This window comes from Gallintestinimicrobium propionicum (assembly GCF_025567525.1).
Classification (GTDB): Bacteria; Bacillota; Clostridia; order Lachnospirales; family Lachnospiraceae; genus Gallintestinimicrobium; species Gallintestinimicrobium propionicum.
On the sequence record NZ_JAOQJY010000028.1, the window covers coordinates 1 to 19,637 of the forward strand.

At 32.7% G+C, this 19,637-nt stretch carries 24 protein-coding genes; 22 read left to right on the forward strand and 2 right to left on the reverse strand.

Going from position 1 to position 19,637, the window contains the following annotated elements; translation table 11 throughout:
- The first annotated feature begins 134 nt into the window (after window positions 1-134).
- The 10 genes from OCV62_RS15970 to OCV62_RS16015 all read left to right on the forward strand — a co-directional run bounded on the left by OCV62_RS15970 (window position 135) and on the right by OCV62_RS16015 (window position 8,803).
- A complete protein-coding gene (locus OCV62_RS15970; RefSeq protein WP_257465767.1) occupies window positions 135-263 on the forward strand; it encodes a hypothetical protein in 129 nt (42 codons plus the stop codon).
- Window positions 264-321: 58 nt separating this feature from the next.
- Window positions 322-459, forward strand: a complete 138-nt coding sequence (locus OCV62_RS15975; protein ID WP_155512665.1) for a hypothetical protein — start codon at window positions 322-324, stop codon at window positions 457-459.
- Window positions 460-556: 97 nt separating this feature from the next.
- Window positions 557-1,213, forward strand: a complete 657-nt coding sequence (locus OCV62_RS15980; RefSeq protein WP_055056073.1) for a P-loop NTPase family protein — start codon at window positions 557-559, stop codon at window positions 1,211-1,213.
- A 14-nt stretch (window positions 1,214-1,227) separates the two neighbouring features.
- Window positions 1,228-1,593 (forward strand): hypothetical protein, encoded by a 366-nt coding sequence (locus OCV62_RS15985; protein ID WP_128865981.1) that lies wholly within the window; start codon window positions 1,228-1,230, stop codon window positions 1,591-1,593.
- Window positions 1,594-1,728: 135 nt separating this feature from the next.
- Entirely contained in the window at window positions 1,729-2,019 is a 291-nt protein-coding gene (locus OCV62_RS15990; protein WP_262587963.1) for a winged helix-turn-helix domain-containing protein, read from the forward strand.
- A 59-nt stretch (window positions 2,020-2,078) separates the two neighbouring features.
- Complete coding sequence (locus OCV62_RS15995) at window positions 2,079-2,576, forward strand: hypothetical protein (protein ID WP_055056070.1); 498 nt, start codon at window positions 2,079-2,081, stop codon at window positions 2,574-2,576.
- 93 nt (window positions 2,577-2,669) lie between these two features.
- Window positions 2,670-2,834 (forward strand): helix-turn-helix domain-containing protein, encoded by a 165-nt coding sequence (locus OCV62_RS18560; RefSeq protein WP_081019425.1) that lies wholly within the window; start codon window positions 2,670-2,672, stop codon window positions 2,832-2,834.
- A 354-nt stretch (window positions 2,835-3,188) separates the two neighbouring features.
- Complete coding sequence (locus OCV62_RS16005; RefSeq protein WP_055056069.1) at window positions 3,189-3,392, forward strand: plantaricin C family lantibiotic; 204 nt, start codon at window positions 3,189-3,191, stop codon at window positions 3,390-3,392.
- Window positions 3,393-3,492: 100 nt separating this feature from the next.
- On the forward strand, window positions 3,493-6,630 hold the full coding sequence (locus OCV62_RS16010) for a type 2 lanthipeptide synthetase LanM family protein (protein ID WP_055056068.1): 3,138 nt from the start codon (window positions 3,493-3,495) through the stop codon (window positions 6,628-6,630).
- Window positions 6,631-6,700: 70 nt separating this feature from the next.
- Window positions 6,701-8,803, forward strand: a complete 2,103-nt coding sequence (locus OCV62_RS16015; RefSeq protein WP_055056067.1) for a peptidase domain-containing ABC transporter — start codon at window positions 6,701-6,703, stop codon at window positions 8,801-8,803.
- Between the two features lie 39 nt (window positions 8,804-8,842).
- Here OCV62_RS16015 and OCV62_RS16020 read toward each other — a convergent pair whose 3' ends face one another.
- Window positions 8,843-10,237 (reverse strand): sensor histidine kinase, encoded by a 1,395-nt coding sequence (locus OCV62_RS16020; protein ID WP_055056066.1) that lies wholly within the window; start codon window positions 10,235-10,237, stop codon window positions 8,843-8,845.
- On the reverse strand, window positions 10,237-10,929 hold the full coding sequence (locus OCV62_RS16025) for a response regulator transcription factor (protein ID WP_055056065.1): 693 nt from the start codon (window positions 10,927-10,929) through the stop codon (window positions 10,237-10,239). The genes OCV62_RS16020 and OCV62_RS16025 overlap by 1 nt, the downstream gene beginning before the upstream one ends.
- Window positions 10,930-11,092: 163 nt before the next feature.
- Here OCV62_RS16025 and OCV62_RS16030 point away from each other — a divergent pair, with 163 nt between their 5' ends.
- The 12 genes from OCV62_RS16030 (at window position 11,093) to OCV62_RS16085 (ending at window position 19,319) form a co-directional block, all read left to right on the forward strand.
- Window positions 11,093-12,016, forward strand: a complete 924-nt coding sequence (locus OCV62_RS16030; RefSeq protein WP_055056064.1) for an ABC transporter ATP-binding protein — start codon at window positions 11,093-11,095, stop codon at window positions 12,014-12,016.
- Window positions 12,009-12,794, forward strand: a complete 786-nt coding sequence (locus tag OCV62_RS16035; RefSeq protein WP_055056063.1) for an ABC transporter permease — start codon at window positions 12,009-12,011, stop codon at window positions 12,792-12,794. Before OCV62_RS16030 ends, OCV62_RS16035 begins: the two co-directional genes overlap by 8 nt.
- A 2-nt stretch (window positions 12,795-12,796) precedes the next feature.
- Window positions 12,797-13,579, forward strand: a complete 783-nt coding sequence (locus OCV62_RS16040) for an ABC transporter permease (protein WP_055056062.1) — start codon at window positions 12,797-12,799, stop codon at window positions 13,577-13,579.
- A gap of 27 nt (window positions 13,580-13,606) precedes the next feature.
- Window positions 13,607-14,032, forward strand: a complete 426-nt coding sequence (locus OCV62_RS16045; protein ID WP_117467776.1) for a hypothetical protein — start codon at window positions 13,607-13,609, stop codon at window positions 14,030-14,032.
- Window positions 14,033-14,265: 233 nt separating this feature from the next.
- On the forward strand, window positions 14,266-14,928 hold the full coding sequence (locus OCV62_RS16050; RefSeq protein WP_055056060.1) for a DUF6973 domain-containing protein: 663 nt from the start codon (window positions 14,266-14,268) through the stop codon (window positions 14,926-14,928).
- A 135-nt stretch (window positions 14,929-15,063) separates the two neighbouring features.
- On the forward strand, window positions 15,064-15,438 hold the full coding sequence (locus OCV62_RS16055) for a helix-turn-helix domain-containing protein (RefSeq protein WP_055056059.1): 375 nt from the start codon (window positions 15,064-15,066) through the stop codon (window positions 15,436-15,438).
- A complete protein-coding gene (locus OCV62_RS16060; protein WP_026648513.1) occupies window positions 15,439-16,167 on the forward strand; it encodes a LytR/AlgR family response regulator transcription factor in 729 nt (242 codons plus the stop codon).
- Window positions 16,154-17,464 carry a sensor histidine kinase gene (locus OCV62_RS16065; RefSeq protein ID WP_055056058.1) on the forward strand — a complete coding sequence of 437 codons (1,311 nt, stop codon included), beginning with the start codon at window positions 16,154-16,156 and terminating at the stop codon, window positions 17,462-17,464. The genes OCV62_RS16060 and OCV62_RS16065 overlap by 14 nt, the downstream gene beginning before the upstream one ends.
- Window positions 17,465-17,562: 98 nt before the next feature.
- On the forward strand, window positions 17,563-17,976 hold the full coding sequence (locus tag OCV62_RS16070; protein WP_026648511.1) for a hypothetical protein: 414 nt from the start codon (window positions 17,563-17,565) through the stop codon (window positions 17,974-17,976).
- 141 nt (window positions 17,977-18,117) lie between these two features.
- Window positions 18,118-18,267 carry a cyclic lactone autoinducer peptide gene (locus OCV62_RS16075; protein ID WP_081019423.1) on the forward strand — a complete coding sequence of 50 codons (150 nt, stop codon included), beginning with the start codon at window positions 18,118-18,120 and terminating at the stop codon, window positions 18,265-18,267.
- 4 nt (window positions 18,268-18,271) lie between these two features.
- A complete protein-coding gene (locus OCV62_RS16080) occupies window positions 18,272-18,853 on the forward strand; it encodes an accessory gene regulator ArgB-like protein (protein ID WP_055056057.1) in 582 nt (193 codons plus the stop codon).
- Window positions 18,854-19,076: 223 nt separating this feature from the next.
- Window positions 19,077-19,319, forward strand: a complete 243-nt coding sequence (locus tag OCV62_RS16085; protein WP_055056056.1) for a hypothetical protein — start codon at window positions 19,077-19,079, stop codon at window positions 19,317-19,319.
- The last annotated feature ends 318 nt before the right edge of the window (window positions 19,320-19,637 follow it).

Consider the following 19,637-nt stretch of genomic DNA (forward strand, 5'->3'; position numbering starts at 1 on the left):
AAGTTATAGAGATACCACTCCTTAGAGGGATTATCTCATAAATTTTGGATACTGAAAAACCGGTGGATTATTCATCGCTTACTTTTAATCCATAGGAAGTTCCTATAAAACGCTTGTAGAAAGGAGGATGTGACATGTTTGAACCATTATCAATGTTAAACGGAACATCATTAGACGAGGCTATGTTGACAGACTTTGTCCCTGCGGCAAGTGCGGGAGGCGCAATTTTAAGTATTATTGTAATTGCGATTGTTCCTATGTAGTTTTGGACAGGGCGGTGGGCAGGTATCTGCCCATCGCTTTGTAGAAAAGGAGGTTATTATGAAGGAATTAGAAAAAGTAGTACAGGAAGAAATGTTTGAAATCGAAGTACAGTACTGTGATCCTGATGATTGTTTACAAGATTGTATGGAGAGTGGATACAATAACTGTACAGCAGTAGTAACTGGTTGGTGGTAAAACTTGCAAATGCAGGCAAAGGCAGTTTAGAAAAAGGCACTAGGTAAGAATAAAATTTTCTGTTATCTAGTGCCTTTTAATGTGAGGGAGAGAAACTATGTATCCACTTCTAGTTGAAAATATGACAGACGAGGAAGCCTATATACAAAATTTAAACATTGAGGTAAATTCCAAAGAAGTTTGCTTTTTTATGTGTGGGGAAAATTTTGGACGGATACTTTTTGAAATCTTTTGCGGATATAGAAAACCGAAAACAGATGAGATATTTGTATGTAATAAAGACTGGCTTGATTTGGACGAAAATAGTCGTTCTCTTTTAAACAGGCGCTTGTTTGGGATAGCGGCAGAAGAGTTTCCGCTGATTGAATTTATGACGATTGAAGAAAATATTTCTATGCCAAGTCTGTTAGACGGAGATAAAACCAATATAGAGGAATTGGTTAAGGCTTTTGACATAGGGTACTTATTACAAAAATATCCTTCGGATCTTAATCATAGAGAAGAAATGAGATGTATCTGTGCGCGTGCCTTTTCCGGAGGCAGGAAGGTTGTTGTGATATTCGATTTATTCAAAAGAATGCAAGAGCAGAGCAAGGCAGAACTTGCAATACTTACTTATCATGCAGCAAAAAGTTTGGGAATATCTGCTCTTTACATAAGTGAAGATTTAGACGAAAATTATGGCGCTTATGATTTTATATACAAATACCGACCGGAGAAAAAGGAATTTTCTATTATTGATTTTCGTGCATGAATGGAGCTGTAGAAATGGAACGTGATAGAGAATGTAGACTGCTGTTAAATGATTTGAACGATATTCTTTCTGAACAATGTTTGGAACAAAGAGTTAGGTGCAGGTATTTGAATGATCCGGTGCAAGAGTTGGCAGAGTGTATCAATCAACTGCTGGATATTTGTGAGAGGGCAGTAACAATGACACTGGATATAGAAAATGATTATCGTACTATGCGGGCGGAACTGCAGAGCAATATCCGAAATCCGCTAAGCTGCATAAAAACAAGTTGCTTTCTAATCAATTCACTTGCAGAAAAAAATATCCAGTCTGAAAAGCTCCAAGAGTATCTTCAAATTATAGAAAAAGCAGCGGAGGATATAGAGAGTGCATTAAAATAACTGATAATTGAAGAAGTGCTGGGCGAGGAGTTTTCGTCCAGTATTTCTTTCTGGAATGAGAAAAGTTGAATTTACAAATCAAGAGGAGACATACACATGAAGTATGTTTTTCCAGAATATAAAGAGAATGTAGTGTTGGGCAACGGGAAATTACAGTTAAATCCAATGTCCTATCAGGTTATCTACGAAGGAAAGGAGATAGACCTGACACCCAGGGAATTTGAAGTTTTATATCTACTGGCTTTAAAGCCAAACTGGGTAATGCCAAAGACAACTATTTATCATTCTGTATGGGGTATTCATTATCATGATGATCAGATACCATACAGAACAGTAGAATATGTGATATGGAAGATAAGAAAAAAGATGGGACATGATATTATCGAAACGTTGGTCAATGTGGGGTATCGGTTGAAAAAGTTATAGTTTTTGGGAGATATAATTGAGATGAAATAGTATGTTATTATTAATGGAGGATTTATTACATGAACGGAAATAAGAAAAGTGCAAAACAGTATCACCAATCTGTAATTACTGCTTTAGAGAAAAAAGTAAATGACATGAAAGATTCCGCTTATTCAGGATTGTATAGTGAAATAGCATTTATCATTGGAATAGCAGTTATCATGATAGATACCTTTTTTCCACCAGAGGAAACGAAAGTTAATTGTGTATGGAAAATAATACTGATAGCTGTATCTATAGTCTGTATGCTTTATTTCGCCAAAAAAGTGAAAACAGTGAATGAAGTGGAAGAAGAGAAAAAGTTTTGGCCGAACTTTTTTATTCAATGGGCAACAAGTTTAGGATATATAAACATGCCTGTAGCTGTGATAGCTATTTTGGTAACCTTTGATAAGGGCAAAGCATGGACATTATTTATGATGGGGGTTGCTGTAATTCTGACAGGTTTAACTTTAATAGAAGCACTTGTAAAAACTTCTAAAATTTTAAAAAAAGAAAATGTTGGTAAGCGGAAATAAGATTGATTAAAAAAATTGAGGTAAAAGGTAGACGGTGTATTTGATATTATTTACATCTTTTTGTTGAAATTTGATAATCATTTTTGGTGATGAATATTACATCATTATTATTCCAATCTGCTGGAAAATACAGATAAAAGGATTATGGATATTTATCTTGAATTCGGATTTGAAAGCCAAAGGACGTTTAACCAGGCGTTTCAGCAGAAGTATGGGAGGACACCTAGCAAATATCGAAAAATATGGTGGGATAATTGAATATTATGAGAGTTGCAGAGAATATATAGGGAAATATTATTTGCGGTTTGAAAGAATTTGGAGCGGATATGCGATTTAGCGCATATCCGCTTTTGACATTGTAGAAAAGATTTTTGTTTTGAACGGTTACGTTGGTAGACAGTAATATTTTTATATGGAAGATGTGAAAAAATAAAACTATTAATATTCTAACAAAAATTACATAGACAGTCGATTTTATTACATGAATAAAATTTCAAGAAATAAAAGGTGTATTATCTAAAATGTAAGGAACAGAAGAAAATAATTCAACCATTTCAATTTAGAATTAGTATCTGTACTGTACAAAATTGATTTATGAAAGGAGAAATAATTATGAGTGAAATGAGAAATCCTATTACAAGAGAAGAAAACTTTAGCAATCCAGCTGGTAACGTTATGATGGAGCTGCAGGAAGCAGATTTAAACAAATTTGTAGCAGGAGCTGGTGAAACCAGAAATTCCGGCGGAGTTTTATGTACAAGTACAGCAGAATGCTATTTTGGTACTTTGCTGAAACCTTGCTGCCCTAAGAAATAAACACAGGTGTTGATAAAGAGGGTAAGCGTTAATTGAAGTTTGTGCAGTACAGATACGAATTGTGAGTTGAAATGGAAAGCAGAATGGGGTGTTTAAGAACATGAATACTGAGAGAGCATCATATTTTACAGAAAGAAGTTATACAACATCAGAAGCAGAAAATAAAAAAGATATATTTGAATATTGGAAAAAGATTTTAGGAGAAGATACATTAAGAGTTGCTGAGAAATGTTATGGTATTGATTTAGTAAAAGTTTTAAATTCTGAAAATTATGTATGTGAAAACAATCACGTGATGTCAGAAATGGAAAAGGTAAAAATAGAATTATTTGAAAAACCAATCAATTATAACTATTCCGGATTCAAAGGAGAAAAATTGGCATTTGATAATTTTTTTATACCTTTAATCAATTACGGAATAGACATATTAAAAAATGGAACAAGTCTTTTTTTGACGGATTCTATTATAGATACATACGCAAATACCTTATTAGAGAGATTAGGGAAGATCAGTCTTGGAATATTAATGTTTGAAATGTATCTTTGTAAGAAGACGGGAAAACTGAATGGAAGAAATTCAGAGGAAGAATACGATTATTATAATAATAATTTTTTAAGTAAGAAATCGTATAAACAGGAGATTTTCAATATATATCCATGTTTACTACGTTCAGTTACAGAAACCGTAGAAAACTTATCTTCTTATTATGTACTTTTATTAGAAAGACTTAATAAAGATAAAAATGAAATTGCGAATAAATTTTGTGGAGGTTTAGAATTTAAAAATGTAGTTGAAATAAGTTCTAATATCTCGGATTCTCATAAAAAAGGGAATAGGGTAAGTATTCTTAAGTTGGATAATGGCACTAAAATTGTGTATAAACCACGTTCATTAAAAATTGAAAAAGTGTATTTCGATTTTCTGGGAAAGATAAATGCTGGTTGTAAATATGAGATGTATGAACCAAAAATATTAGATTGTCAGGAGTATGGTTGGGAGGAATTTGTATATTATAAAAGTTGTAAAACAGAGGATGAAATCAGACGGTATTTTTATAGATTTGGAATATTGATTTTCGGTAGTTATATTCTTAATACAAATGATTTACATGAAGAAAATGTGATTGCCGCAGGAGAATATCCAATTATTATAGATGCAGAAACTATACTAGACAACCGTAGAAGAGGGAGAACAAATTCTGCAAAGGAGGAAATAAATTATATCCTTCATGAGTCAGTATTATACTCAGGTTTATTGCCACACTATAGGTTTTCAAATTTGGGCCAAGGCGTAGATATGAGTGCAATTAAAGGTAGTGAGGGAAAGGAATATCCTATAGTTATTCCTAAAATAGCGGATTTATGTACTTCAAATATGAGATTTGTATATGAACATCCTACAACTGGAGTAAATCAAAATCTTGTTAAATTAGATGGAGAAAATGTATCAGCATTTCATTATCTAAAAGAAATAAATGCAGGATTTGAAGATGCGTATAAATATGTTTTGGAGAACAAAGAAAAGTTTCTTGAATATGCCGACATGTTTGGTAATTTAAATATTCGCCATTTAGTTCAGGATACCCAAAGATATTCTATGTTATTACACACATCTTTTCATCCGGATTTTATGCAAGATGGAAGAGATAGACAAATGTTTTTGTGTAGTTTATTTAAACAGTATGAAGCTACACAAGGAGATAAAGGTGTTGTGAAATGTGAGATAAAAGACATGTTAAACATGGACATTCCATATTTTTATCTCAATACATCAGGTAAATCTCTTTTCGGATCAGAAGGTGAGAAAATCGAAGACTATTTTGAATATACCAGTTTGGAACACTTAAAGAAAAAGATAGTATTGTTAGATGAAGATGATTTAAAAAGGCAATTAATGTTCATGAATATTATTCTGACAGAGATAAACGAATTTCAGGTTGAGGATAAAAAGATAGAGCTTCAACAAATGAAAATGATTCCGCACAGAGAAAAAAATAAGGCTCATCTGTTAAAAGCTGTTCAGAAATTGGCTGATTCTCTTATAAAAACTGCTGTTTTTAATAAAGATAGAACAGAAGTTAATTGGATTGGTGTTACTCTAATAGGAAATGAAGATGACTGCTCATGGGATATAAGACCACTTGGTACCTATTTATATGAAGGAATGTCTGGGCTAGCAATTTTCTTTAACGCATTGTATGCTGTTGATCCCCAAAAGGAGTACCTTATTATATGCAATGCGATTGAAAAGGAATTATTTACATACACAGATGAGATGTGTGAACGAAATGAGGGAATAGAAAATGAAAGCAGTGGCGCCTTTGGTGGAGAAGCGTCTATAATGTACACTTATGAGGTACTGTATAAAATTACAAATAAAGAAAAATATTTGGATTATGCAAAAAAGCACTATAAAATATTAAAGAAAGCGATTACCAGAGATAACAGTTTTGATCTGGTCTATGGTAATGCAGGCGCAGTTATTACATTGATCAATATGTATCAGCTAACTGGAAATAAAGAGTATATCGCTTCGGCAGAAATAGCAGGAGATATAATAGTAAATGCTCAGGAAAAGGAAGGCTCTATTAAAGGCGGATGGAATGGAGATGGAAGAACTTCGCCGTTAGCGGGATTTTCACATGGAGCATCTGGAATAGTTTTAGCACTGGCAAAACTATGGCAGGTAACTCAGAAAGAGGAGTATTTATTATCACTGCTCGATGGCATTAAATTTGAAAATTCTTTATTTGTGAAAGAAAAAGGAAATTGGAAAGACGAAAGGGTATATGCAGGAGAAAAAGCATCTGATGGAGGAAGTTTTACCGTTGCTTGGTGTCATGGCGCTGCAGGCATATTGCTTAGCCGATCTAAAGTAAATGTCATATTGAATGGGCGGTATTCGGATTTGATAGAAAATGATATAAAAGTAGCAGTGAATACAATATTAAAAGAGGGAATTTTAGGAAACAATTGTCTATGTCATGGTAATTTAGGTAATACAGAAATTTTATTTGAATATTTAAAAGACCATTCAGATAAAAAGATAGAAAAATATTATGTAGATATTCGTGATATTATTGCTGAGAATGTATGTAATGGTGTATTTGATTGCGATAATGCGTATCTATATGGATATAAATTGCAAGGATTTATGACAGGACTATGTGGCATGGGATATTCTTTGCTGCGAGATATAAAAAAGGATTTACCTTGTGTAATTGCTCTGGAAGTCTAAAATGATAGTATTGGAAATAATAGAATTTATTATTTCCAATACTAATTTATTATACTAGGGAGGTGTATTTATGCACAAAAAAAGTGTGCCATTGATTCGCCAGATGGGGACAACAGACTGTGGTATAGCAGCATTGACAATGATCTTCCAATATTATAAATATAAGATAGATATTAGTGAATTAAAAGCTACAACAAGTATTGGAAGAAATGGTATGTCTTTAGCAAAAATGAAAGAAATTACGGAAGAACATAATTTTTCATTCAAGGCGTATGGAAACTACGAAACCGAAGAAAATTTGATAAAATGTTTACCGATTATCATGTGTTCAAAAGAAAATCATTATGTTGTAGTTGCGGAGAAAAAATATGGGAAATATATACTTTTAGATCCTTTAAAAGGAAAAGAAAAGGTTGATTATTCATATATTAAAAAGAATTTTTTAGATGTACTTGTATGTGTTCGACCAACAGAAAAGAATTATAAACGTGAGAAACGTGAGTCTTTTCTTATACCTATAAATAAAAGCAAATTATTTCTGGCAAGTATTCTAACGTTGGTTACACAGGGAATTATATTGATTCCACCGCTCATTATAAAAAAAATAGTCAATGAAATAACGTATGATACATTAGGCTTCAATTTTGTAAAATATGCGTTACTGATATTATCAGTGGCATTAAGTTATTTACTTGCAAATTTAGCTAAAAAAAGGGTAATACTTATTTTACAGAATAATATATACAAAGATACTATATTTTTAATGCTGAATAAAATATTTGATATTGATTTAAGTTATTTTGAAAGCCATTCATCAGGAGATATTGAAAATCGCTTTAATAGTGTCAGTGATATATACGAATTTATATCAACAGCTCTAATTTCAACAGTGATAGATGTGGTTACTGCTGTTTTTTGCGGAATAATGATGATAACACAGTCAATACCATTGTTTGCAGTTATAATAGTAATGACTGTTATACAGATAACAATAGTAATGATTTTAAATCAAAAAGCTAGAATAAAGGTTAAAAATTATATTGCAGATCAGAGTGCATTACAGGCACGAATGGTAGAAACTTTGACTAATATCCAGCAAATAAGGTGCATGAGAATAGAGAATATGCTGAGTGATAGTCTGAAACAGGATTATAAGCATTTAATTAAGAGATTACGTGAGCGTGTACAAATAAGTGATATTATGGAGTCGGTGGTGGGGGCTTTTTCAATAGCTTCTTCATTGATACTTTACGTTATAGGAGGATACTTGGTTTGTGATAATAGGTTGGAATTAGGAACGTTAATAGCCTTTGTCACACTTGCCGGATATTTTACAGGTCCATTTCAAACTCTATCTTTGGTGGTACCTCAAATTAATGTTTTAAAGGAAACAATGATTCGTTTAAAAGAGTTAATGAATTATAAATCTAACCGTAAAAATGGTACTCAGCATATTAATTCATTTGAGTCTATGGAAATGCAGCAAGTAACATTTTCTTACTATGGAAGCACGAAGCCAGATGTAGAGAATGTTAGTATGATGCTAAAAAAGGGGGAGAAGATAGCATTTGTAGGAAGTTCAGGAAGTGGAAAGACTACAATTACAAAATTATTATTGAACGTCTTTTCTCATTATCAAGGACAAATTTTAGTAAACGGGGAAGATATAAAACAAATATGCAAAGAGGATATAGATCGGATATTTGCCATAGTTACTCAGGTTCCAATGGCAATGAATGGAACAATTAGAGAAAACGTGGATATTACAAATACGTTGACAGATGAGGAAATATATCATTATTTAGATTTAGTAGAACTGAAAGATGATATAGAAAAATTCCCATTGGGACTTAATACATTTGTGGGAGAAAATGGACAGAACATTTCAGGAGGACAAAAACAGCGTATTGCTATAGCAAGAGCATTGGCACTGAAACCGGAAGTTATTATTTTTGATGAAGCCACAAGCAACTTAGATCCTCTTACAGAACGAAGAATATGTAATAATTTGAAACAACTACATATTACCCAGATTGTAGTTACACATAGACTGAATGCCATACAAGATGCTGATACAATATACGTAGTTGAAAAAGGAAAAATAATTGAATCCGGAACACATGTGGAACTACTTCAGTTAAAGGGAGCATATTATGATAGTGTAAATAATTAAGAACAGGTGAAAGTCAGATAATGGCTTTCACCTGTTCTTTTAAGAGATCTTTTCTTCATACGGATCAATATGTTCAATAGGTATCTCTAATATGACCTTTAAGCCATGAGGAAGTATATTTTCATATTTGATATTTCCGTTATGGGCGGTTAATATTTGGTAAACCAATTTTAGACCAAATCCATGAACAGACTCCCCATTTGAATTGTACATATTATTAGGAAAAATACCACTATTCATTTTTTCTATTTGTGTAGAAGTCATACCGCCACCATTATCAATGACGGAAATAATACAGGTATCATTTTCTTTTAAAATTTCAACTGTTATTTCACAACCATGAGGATTATGATTAATACAATTTTGAATTAGATTGCTTAGCATTCTTGAAAAAAGTTCCGTATCTCCTTTGATCAATACTGGAATCATATCAGATGATGAATGAAAATCAAAAGAATATTTGTTGTCTATTGGTCCATTCATAAAGCCAATGATTACTTGGCGGGCAATCTCCACAGGAGAAAAACTGGTTTTTATTAAAGGCTGCATAGAGTATTCTAGTCTTGAAGTTAAATTTAAATCTGCGATTAGGCTACGGAGTTTTTCGCTTTGTTTACGAATTATACTTGCTTGTAGTTGTACAGGTTGCGAAGCATCTTCATTTTTTTCGATTTCAGAAGCATATCCCAAAATAATAGAAAGAGGTGTCCGGACATCATGCGAAACACCATTAATCCATTCGGCACGCGCCTGTTCTTTTTGTAGAAGATGTTTTCCAGCCTTATTTAGTTCAGCATTTATACTTGAAAGTTCACCTGTTTCTGAAAGGGTAATGGGTTTTCCCTGAGCAATAGAGTCAATACCGTCAATGATTGGCACTATAGATTTTTCTATTTTATGTGTATTACGCCAGAATAATATAAATATCAGTAATATATTAAAACAAATCATTAAAAAGATACCGACTATTAGGCTGTGAATATAATTAATATCTATTGAAAAATTGTATTTTGTTATACTATTAGGTTCGCACCCGATAACCAATAAGCCGGCAGAATGTTCTTGGATAAAAACAGGATATTCTTGTAAGTACCACCGACTAAACTTGGCTATTTGTAAATTTGAATAGGTTCTTGGCAATTCTTCGGGTAAAAATTTTTCCCAAATGACATTTCCTTGTTCGTTTAAAATCATCGCCCAGGCACTTTTATTTTTTAGAATATTTTCTATATAATCAGTAGAAGAAATTGTTCCATCTACATTGAGCGTGATATTTTTGCTAATGGTTTGGACGGGTATATCTGGATCAGTAGAATTATTCCATGCCATGAGTAAAGTCCCACATATTAAAATAATATTTAGTACAAAAAATAAAATCAATATAATAAGGGTGGAAAGAAGATATTTTTTAAAAAAACGCTTGGCAAGCTTCATTATTTTACTCCTTTCACTAGCAATTTATACCCTAGCCCCTTAACTGTTAGCAGTGAAACAGGAGAAGAAGGATTTTTTTCGATTTTTTCTCGAAGATGCCGAATGTGTGTCATGAGGGTAGTTTCATACCCTTGCCACATTTCACCACAAGCAGTTTGGCAAAGAGTTCCTATTGTTACAATGTGATTGGCATTATCTACAAGTTTTAATAATATATTGTATTCTTTAGCAGTCAAAGGAATAATTTTATTTTCACGATGTATTTCTGCCTTATCAATATCTATAAAAGAATTTTCTAATTCTATAATTCGTTTCTCTGTAGGATAACTTCTTTTTAAAATAGCTTGAACACGTAACAATAGTTCTTTAGGCAAAAATGGTTTGATTAAATAATCATCTGCTCCCAATTCAAAACCAGAAAAACGATCTTCGGCTGCATCTTTGGCGGTCAGCATAAGAACCGGAAGTTTACTGAGGGCTCTGATTTCTTGCAATACCTCAAATCCGTCCATACCAGGTAACATAACATCAAGAATAACCATGTCAGGTAGAGTTTCTCTTATTATTTGTAAAGCCATTTCTCCAGATGTTGCGGTCATTATTTTTGTATAGCCTGCTCTTTCAAAGATTGTTTTAATAAGGGTGAGTAGTTCTTGTTCATCATCAACGATAAGTATAAATTTATCATACATATATTTTTATCTCCTAAAATTTTATAGTTTAAATTATTATACATCTTGTGGAAAAAGAAGTATAGAGAAAGAGGAAAATCTCAAGGTTACCTCAAGGTTACTTCAAGGAAATCTCAATGTAGTTGGTATATAATTACAGTATAAAAAAAGGAGGTATAAAAAAATGAGTGAATATATTATTCAAACCAATAATTTAACAAAACAGTATGGAGAGCAAAAGAGTGTTTCTGCAATGAACTTGCATGTGAAAAAAGGAAGAATTTATGGACTGTTGGGACGTAATGGAGCAGGAAAAACGACTACAATGAAAATGCTGTTAGGATTAACAAAACCGACATCGGGAAACATAAAAATATTTGGGAAAAGTATGGAAACCAATAGTAAAGATATTTTACCGCATATAGGTAGTTTAATAGAATCACCAGGATTTTATCCTAATTTGACTGGGACTGAAAATCTTCGTATTTTTGCGGAGCTTAGAGGATTAAATAAAAGTAAGTGTGTAAGAGATGCTTTGGAAGTTGTCGGTTTGCCCTATCGTGATAAAAAGTTATTTGCGGAATATTCACTTGGGATGAAACAACGACTGGCCATTGCATTGGCAGTTATGCACAATCCCAATTTGCTGATATTAGATGAGCCTATTAATGGTTTGGATCCTATAGGTATTGCAGAGGTACGTTCGTTTATTAGAGAGTTATGTGATGTTCAGGGAAAAACTATTTTGATTTCTAGTCACATATTATCAGAGATAGAATTACTGGCAGATGATATAGGGATTATTGATAAGGGAATTTTACTTGAAGAAGAAAGTATGAAAGAATTGGCGAAAAAAAATAGTCGCTATGTCAATTTTATGGTATCGGATAGCCAGCGCGCAGCGGAAATTTTAAGAAAAGAATTTGAATGTGATGATTTTCAAATATGTGATAAAAATAGACTTCAATTATATAATACAACAATCCCTAGATCAGAAATTACTTATGTTTTTGTAAAGCAAGGATTGGAAATTACAGAAGTTCATTTATGCGAAGAAACATTGGAAGATTATTTTAAAAGGGTGACCGGAGGTGAAGGAATTGCTTAAATTAGTTAAGGTTGAATTTCAAAAATTGAAAAGAAAAAAGTTTATTCTTTTAGTAACTTTAGCTGCATTTATGTTTCCGCTTCCATTGGCTTATTTAATGACAACACCAGCTATGATGGAGCAATATATTGATAAAGCGGACGCATTTGACGGACTATTCAATATGGTATTGGGGTATGGAATCCAATTTTTATTACCCTGTATTATCGGAGTAGTAGCTGCTATGTTGTTTTTTATTGAACGTGATAATGATACATTTAAAAATATTAAAACAATCCCATTATCCAGTACGCAAGTAGTTACAGCAAAAATTATAGTGCTATTTATTATAGGCGTTGTATTTTGCATAGCATCAACGGTAGCAACAGTTCTGGTTGGTATGTTTACGTTAGATGTATACGGTTTAGGATACAAAATATTTCTGGCGGTTGAAACAGGAATATTTATTACCGCAGGAACATTACCATTGATTGTTATAGTGGTATTTTTTAGTCGTACTTATGTTTTCTCTGTTTTATTATGTATTTTTTATAGCGTTTTAAATATGAGTGCAACAGCACTTTTCGATGCATTACCTAAGACAATATTATGGTTACTTCCTACGCCGCTTACAACATTTTGGAGTGCTGGAGATATGAAAAGACATGGAATTAATATGAACCTTGAACAAATGAATGGATTAATTCCTTCAACTTTTCAAGTAATATTAATTCTTGGGATTATGGCAGGAATTTCAATACTATTAATTGACTGTTTGTACAAGAAAAGGGGGGAATAAAATTGAGGACTATTGTAAAAACCGAATTATTGAAATTAAAACGTTATCATATTATATGGGCGGGGATAGCTCTTATGCTACTCTCTGTTCTATTGACACTTTTTACTTCTATGGCTAATGATGGATCTGTATGGGATTTTCGATACTTAATAGAGCAGGTAATCAAAAATAATATGTCAATGATTTTCCCAATGTGCATAGCTTTGATTGCTGGATATATTATATCGCGGGAAGAAAAAGACGATGTTTTGAAGAATATTATTACCATTCCAATTTCATTTAAAAAGTTGTTGGTAGGAAAACTTATTGTATGTGCAATGTTATCAATATTATTTGGGCTTATTTGTACAATATTTACGTTAATTGCAGAATGTATAGTTGGTTTTCCTGGATTTACAGTAAATTTGGTAATTCAAGGATTAGTACAAATAACATTGGAAAATTTATTTTTGTATCTAGCGGTATTACCAATTATTGTTATAACAAGCAGACTATCAGGCGGCTTTATGATAGGTGTCATTGTTGCTTTTGTGTATGGATATGGAGGTATGTTTGCAGCAGGAAATATGACATTGGCTAATATATATCCTATTACTGCAAGTCTGGGATTAATTGGGTATAGAAGTTATGATACATCCGTACAATGGAGTTTTCCATTGTGTTTATGTAGCTTGATAATTATTGTTGCTATTTCTGTAATTTTAGTCGCAACAATGAAAGAAAAGGAGAACAAAAAAACTCGTACAAAAACAAAAAAAGTCAAACCAAAGAAAGGGTGGTTATAAGTGAAAAAAAGTTGTTTCTTTATTCTAATGTTTTGCTTGTTATTGTCTGGGTGTTCAAAAGAGGAGGTGTTGGAAAAATATAATGCAGTAGTCGAAAAGGTGGGAGAAGTACAATTAACCAATGATATAAACCTGCAAGGGAAAAGAGATTATGGGGAAGATTATTATACGGGGACATATCAAGCAGAGTACAAAAAATTTTCTGATACAGAATATCTTTTTGGAGGAACAACAATAGAAAGAGCGGCAGGGAAGCAGGTTGAATTGTTTTGTAACCTAGAAATAACAAAAGGAGAAGCTGAAATATTCATTATTTCTGGTAGCAATGAACCTAAAACTTTAATAAAAACAACAGGTACTTATGAAAATACAATAACATTACCAGATGGCAGTAATTATATCGGGATTGTAGGTAATGATTTTTCAGGAACAGTAAAAATAGAAGTGAAATAAAGATAGAAAATGCTAAAAATGGGTAAATTTGGAAGATACCGGTTGGGTTGCATTTTACTGTGGTAAAAAGTATATGAAGAGTGGAATGGCGGTTGTTTAATACTGCCATTCTTTTTTTTGAAAATGCCTCTATGGGAATTATTACACAGCGAATCGAAAAAATTACATGTAGATGGGATAGTACATTAAATATGGTAAAATATAATCATAATATGAGATTGGAGGTATATTCTATGAAGAAACTATTTAAAGTATTCAGCCTAATGCTGGTGGTGATAATGGCTTTTCCATTCTCTGTTATGGCAAGCGAAAATGACCAGCAAAGAAGTGATTTGATTGGTGCAGAAGAAGAGGATTTTGAAAAATTGATTGCAGAAATCCAGAACATTAAGGCTACTCACCCAGATTACTCAGAAGAAATGCTCATGTCTTTTTTGGAAGCCAATCATCAAGATGTGGAAAGAGGGATTATAGATATTTGGAATGCGCTTACAGATTCAGAAAAGAAACTATGTATTCGTTATCCTTTTGATGCCCTAAAGGTAAATAAAGCAAAAAATATTGCTACTTCGCAGACAGAGGCAAAATTTGGGACAAATGGTTTAGGAAACAGAAGTGATGCTTTTCGTCATGGAATTTGGAATGCTGAAATGACTGTTTTAATAGGAAAAGAAAGGGCAGAGTTATTTGCAACTGCTCATGAAGACAAAGATGTTACAGGAACAGAATCAGATGGATATCCAAAAACAGCACATAGAGATATGGACTTACATAACAATGAAGTGGGAAGAGAAATAGGAGAAAAAAATAAAGAAGCTTCTGAAAGTGAAATGGCGGATATTATTTATCAGGAAATATATTCCGCAACAACATCATTTATATGGCTACATGAATAAGATTTGAGCAGTGCGATTGCACTGCTCGTCTTCGTATTTTGCATATTTTGCGTAATTGATTACTTCTATTATTTGTATCGCTATGAATGAAATAGGGTAGCATGATAGTACAACATGATTAAGAGGTAGGCAATTATGGAAAGTCGTATTAAACAATTACGTGAGAAAAGAGGGTTAATACAGGAAATCCTTGCAGTAGAATTAGGGATAACACAGCAAATGTTGAGTAAGTACGAAAGAGATGTTACGTTAATAAAAGTAGATATTCTGAAAAAGATTGCTGCTTACTTCAATGTAACAACAGATTATTTGCTGGGAGTTTCAGATGTAAAAAGAGATTTGAATGGGCAGATGAAAATGAACGAAGTACTAGACGAATATTACGATTTAGTGGAAGTGTATAAAGAGTTAGATCCATGTGATCAGGAGATGATTTGGTCAATTATACAAATAGTAAAAAAAACGAGTGAGAAGAAAAAATCAGCAAACATGCAGAAGAGAGTGGAGTGAATGTTAAATATAGCAATTTGTGATGATGATATTCAAATAACTGGAAAAATCGAAAGACTTCTCCAGGATATAGCTAAAAGAAATTTTGTTGATACTGAAATAGAAGTATTCTGGAATGGAAAGAGTTTAGCAGATGCTATCGCAGCAGGTGAGAGGTATGATGTTATTTATCTGGATATAGAAATGGATAAAGAAGATGGTATTTCGGCAGCTAGAAGAATTAGAACATACGATAAAAATGTGCGAATTATTTATGTTACGAGCCATGAAAGTTATATGAGGGAATCCTTTGAGGTAAGACCGTTTCAGTTTCTTGTAAAACCTGTAACAGATAAAATAATGGAAAAGTGCTTTAAGTCGGTATATGAAGACATTAATAGTGAAGATTTTTATTTTCGCTATAGTTATCAACGTATGAATCATAAAGTACCAATCAAGGATATTTTATATTTTGAAAGCAACAAACGAAAAATATTTATTGTAACGGAACAAGAAATCCTTGAACTGTACGGAAAACTTAATGAGATTGAAGAAACCCTTAAAACATGTAAAATTTCTTTTTTGCGAGTTCATCAGTCTTTTCTGGTGAATTATAAACATATCTCCGGACAATCTTATGATTCTGTAGTAATGGATAATGGACAAAAAATTTCAATCAGTGAAGACCGGAGAAAGATAATTAGTGAACAATATTGTTCTATGGAGGATACGTTTTATGTGGACGAATAGGGTATTAATGTGTGGGATAGATATATTGCTTTGCCTTTGGGCAGTATATTTATTCTTTTTTTATTTCGATATATTTTTTGCTCGTAAGAGAAAAAGGTATTTGTCGGTGATCGGTATAACGCTGTTCGTGATTTGGCAATTTGGAATAACAACGATTATTAGTTTTCCTGCCTACATCAATATTGCTGTGACGATTATGTTTACGTTTTTGGCAGTTATGATGACTTATGAAGGTAGATGGTGGAACAAAGGTGTATTTGTAATTACCTTTAATGCGATTTGGATGTTGATGGAAACCCTGTGCAACTATATTTTGATAACATACTGCCCTCAATATGCTGCAGTTCGCCAAGTAGGCTCTTTTGTTTCAAAAATATTTTTTAATGCAGTAATTCTTGCATTAAAGAAAGTGTTCACAGATGATGATATTAAGGAATTGCCGGTCAGATACAGTATTTTACTTGTGTTGATCCCAACAGGAAGCATTTATATCATGAACAATATATTTATGCTTGGATTTGCAAATAATAATGGACGTACTCGTATAAACTCTACATTTACTGTACTTATTTTACTTGGTATGAACATATTGATATTTTATGTCTATATGAAGTTGGCTGATGATTTGCGGTTAAGGAGAATGGCAGCAGTATATGAACAGCAACTGGAATTATGCGAACGTCATCAGCAAGAAAGAGAACTTTCAATGTTGCAGTTGCGGGATATAAAACACAATATGAAGAATAATCTTATTTCCATTCTTGCTTATGCAGAAAATAAAGAATATGAAAAAATGACAGGTTTTATTGAAGAAATTATGGGAGAGGGCGGTATGGTGATTGCCTCAATATCGAATAGTGGGAATATTGTGATTGATTCACTTATTGGATATTGGTATGTAACTGCCCAAAACAAAAAAATAATTTTTAAAACGGATATTTGTATTCCGATGATAATGCCTTTTAAAGGAGCTGATCTGAGTCTGATATTGGGAAATTTACTGGAAAATGCAGTGGAAGCAGCAGAGAAGGTTGAAGAAAATAAATATATAAATGTCAAAATGAAATTTGATAAAAATAATCTATTATTGTTCGTAGACAATAGTTATAAAGGGAAGCTGTTAAAAACAAGAGATAACCGCTTGAAATCTACAAAGTCAGATGCAGAAAATCATGGAGTAGGTTTAGCCTCTGTGTATCGGGCAGTAGCAAAATATCATGGATCAGTGGTAATAGAGGATTCAGAACCAGGAAAATTTAAAATTCGGATAGTCTTATATAGTAATGTGCAGGAATAATTACATGAACACTCGAAATAATTACATAAAAAATAATGAGAAAGGAAAGAATGGTAAAATGGAAAGATAAATTTGGTATGCGGTATGGGGACTGATATATGGATAGTGTGAAAATATTGCTGTTTAGTGATGATGAGAAACTGTATAACAGTACTGAAAGGATTATTGGGAAAAAACACCAATTAAAATGGTGTACTTATCAACAGTTGGAAAACAATAGATATCCAACGGCAGATGTTGTGATTTTCCATTTTACTAAAGAGATAATAGAGAGGGAAAGGGCATTTGCGGCTATTATAAAAATAAAAGGGAGTTTGGGGCATTTAACGCCTATTCTTGCTATTAGCGAAGGGGGATCAATACAGGATATTTTTTCTATACTGAAAGCAGGAGCTTACGATTATATAGAAACAATAGATAACACACGAAAATATAAGAAAAAGATAGAGAACCTGATTTTATGGAATTGGTATATAAAAAAACATACATCAGCAAAAAAGAGGCAATGTTGAGAAAGAACCGGAGAAACATTGCTTCTTTTTTTCTGCCTTTTTGGGAAAAATTACATCAATACTCGGTTTTTTTACAAGAGAACCGAATGGGAGATTTTTTGTAGTAATGTATTGGTAAACAAATGAAAGGAGATTTTAATTATGAAATCTAAAAATTTAAAAAATCAGCCAGCAAAAGTATTAGCAAATTTATCTCTGAAACTTGGTAAAATGTCAGCGGACAGTGCTTGCTGTTATATTTATCATCAGCCAAAGATGCCAGAAGCATTGAAAAAAATGAAGAAACTTTAATTTTATGGGAAAATTATCGGAAAAAATAACAAGATACGTTATTGATGCCGGTGCAGTTTCAGAGGAGTTGTATGCAGTATATCAATATGGATTTCAGATTGGATTAGAGATGTTAATTTGCCTATTCGTCTGTATGAGTATAGCGATATACTTGCATACAATCCCAGAATTCCTTGTGTCTACAGGTGTTTTTATGTTTTTAAGAACCTATGCTGGTGGTGTACATCTGAATAGCTTTAAGGCTTGTTTTACATGCTCTGTTACTGTTCAAGTTATGATTTTGCAAATTAATAACAAATATCCATTAGAGCTGTTTGTGGCTTGGGGGATTATTTTGGTCAGTTCCATTTGTATATGGAAACTTTCTCCTGTAGAAAACATTAACCATGAGTTGAAAAAAGAAGAAAAGGAACATTGCCGAAAAGTAACAGGTAAAATACTAGGAGCTATTTTCATTGCTGCTGGCTGTTGTACAGCTTTAGGTATGAAAAAATATTTATCCTTGATTGCGTTGACAGCGTTGACCGTTTTTATATCACAATGTATCGGCATCATAAAGTATAAAGTTGAAAAAGAGAAAAATTAGCGGGAATGATAAAATATTATTGTTTCCGCGTTTTTTATTTAAAATGGTAAAACTGTACAGAAATATAGAAAAGACTGTTGTGGGAGGAAAAGATGCAGAATATTTTTTCGGAATACAAAGATACCATAATTGTTGTTGACCTCATGAATCATCAAACAACTGATTTACTTGCCTGTCTCTGAATTAACCTGTATACTGCCATCAGCATACAAAAGGAAAGCGTGTGAAGAAACAGTTAGTCATCCGTCAACGCATCGATATGCACTGTACAGGATGTAAGCAAGAGATATTTACAACCAAGGCATTGGATGAGATCCATAAGGCATCTGCAGGAATCCCACGGATGATCAACCGTGTCTGTGAAAAAGCTTTGATGTATGCGTTTCAAAATCAGAAACGATTAATCGATGATTATATGATCAAGTTCGTTGTGGAACACGAGATGCTTAGGATGGTAACTTCATAAAGCAGGTACCGCCTGGAAACAGGCGGTATTGCCTAACTGACTGGTGACAGAAAGTTAACCAAACGAGCGTCAACTGATGTGAGCAATCTTGTGACATCTCATGAAATCACTAACACATAATATTGAGAAAAGAAAGGGAAAACTTTAGCTTGCTTTTATACCTTTTAGCTTAAAAATCAATTTTAGAAGGATGCCGCGGCTGACAGTCAGCATAAAATTGCTTTGAAAGATAATGGACATGGGATAACAAGATAGAGAAAAAATTATAGAGGAAATTAAGATAGATGTTGACTTGTACAAAAAACATCTGGTAAGTAA

Coding starts and splice junctions, on each gene's coding strand:
- OCV62_RS16055 (WP_055056059.1), top strand. CDS start 15,064: ATGGAAAGTCGTATTAAACAATTACGTGAGAAAAGAGGGTTAATACAG.
- OCV62_RS15995 (WP_055056070.1), top strand. CDS start 2,079: ATGAACGGAAATAAGAAAAGTGCAAAACAGTATCACCAATCTGTAATT.
- OCV62_RS16045 (WP_117467776.1), top strand. CDS start 13,607: ATGTTTTGCTTGTTATTGTCTGGGTGTTCAAAAGAGGAGGTGTTGGAA.
- OCV62_RS16030 (WP_055056064.1), top strand. CDS start 11,093: ATGAGTGAATATATTATTCAAACCAATAATTTAACAAAACAGTATGGA.
- OCV62_RS16065 (WP_055056058.1), top strand. CDS start 16,154: ATGTGGACGAATAGGGTATTAATGTGTGGGATAGATATATTGCTTTGC.
- OCV62_RS16060 (WP_026648513.1), top strand. CDS start 15,439: ATGTTAAATATAGCAATTTGTGATGATGATATTCAAATAACTGGAAAA.
- OCV62_RS16005 (WP_055056069.1), top strand. CDS start 3,189: ATGAGTGAAATGAGAAATCCTATTACAAGAGAAGAAAACTTTAGCAAT.
- OCV62_RS16080 (WP_055056057.1), top strand. CDS start 18,272: ATGGGAAAATTATCGGAAAAAATAACAAGATACGTTATTGATGCCGGT.
- OCV62_RS15980 (WP_055056073.1), top strand. CDS start 557: ATGTATCCACTTCTAGTTGAAAATATGACAGACGAGGAAGCCTATATA.
- OCV62_RS16020 (WP_055056066.1), bottom strand. CDS start 10,237: ATGAAGCTTGCCAAGCGTTTTTTTAAAAAATATCTTCTTTCCACCCTT.
- OCV62_RS15975 (WP_155512665.1), top strand. CDS start 322: ATGAAGGAATTAGAAAAAGTAGTACAGGAAGAAATGTTTGAAATCGAA.
- OCV62_RS16070 (WP_026648511.1), top strand. CDS start 17,563: ATGGATAGTGTGAAAATATTGCTGTTTAGTGATGATGAGAAACTGTAT.
- OCV62_RS16015 (WP_055056067.1), top strand. CDS start 6,701: ATGCACAAAAAAAGTGTGCCATTGATTCGCCAGATGGGGACAACAGAC.
- OCV62_RS15985 (WP_128865981.1), top strand. CDS start 1,228: ATGGAACGTGATAGAGAATGTAGACTGCTGTTAAATGATTTGAACGAT.
- OCV62_RS15970 (WP_257465767.1), top strand. CDS start 135: ATGTTTGAACCATTATCAATGTTAAACGGAACATCATTAGACGAGGCT.
- OCV62_RS16075 (WP_081019423.1), top strand. CDS start 18,118: ATGAAATCTAAAAATTTAAAAAATCAGCCAGCAAAAGTATTAGCAAAT.
- OCV62_RS16025 (WP_055056065.1), bottom strand. CDS start 10,929: ATGTATGATAAATTTATACTTATCGTTGATGATGAACAAGAACTACTC.
- OCV62_RS16050 (WP_055056060.1), top strand. CDS start 14,266: ATGAAGAAACTATTTAAAGTATTCAGCCTAATGCTGGTGGTGATAATG.
- OCV62_RS16010 (WP_055056068.1), top strand. CDS start 3,493: ATGAATACTGAGAGAGCATCATATTTTACAGAAAGAAGTTATACAACA.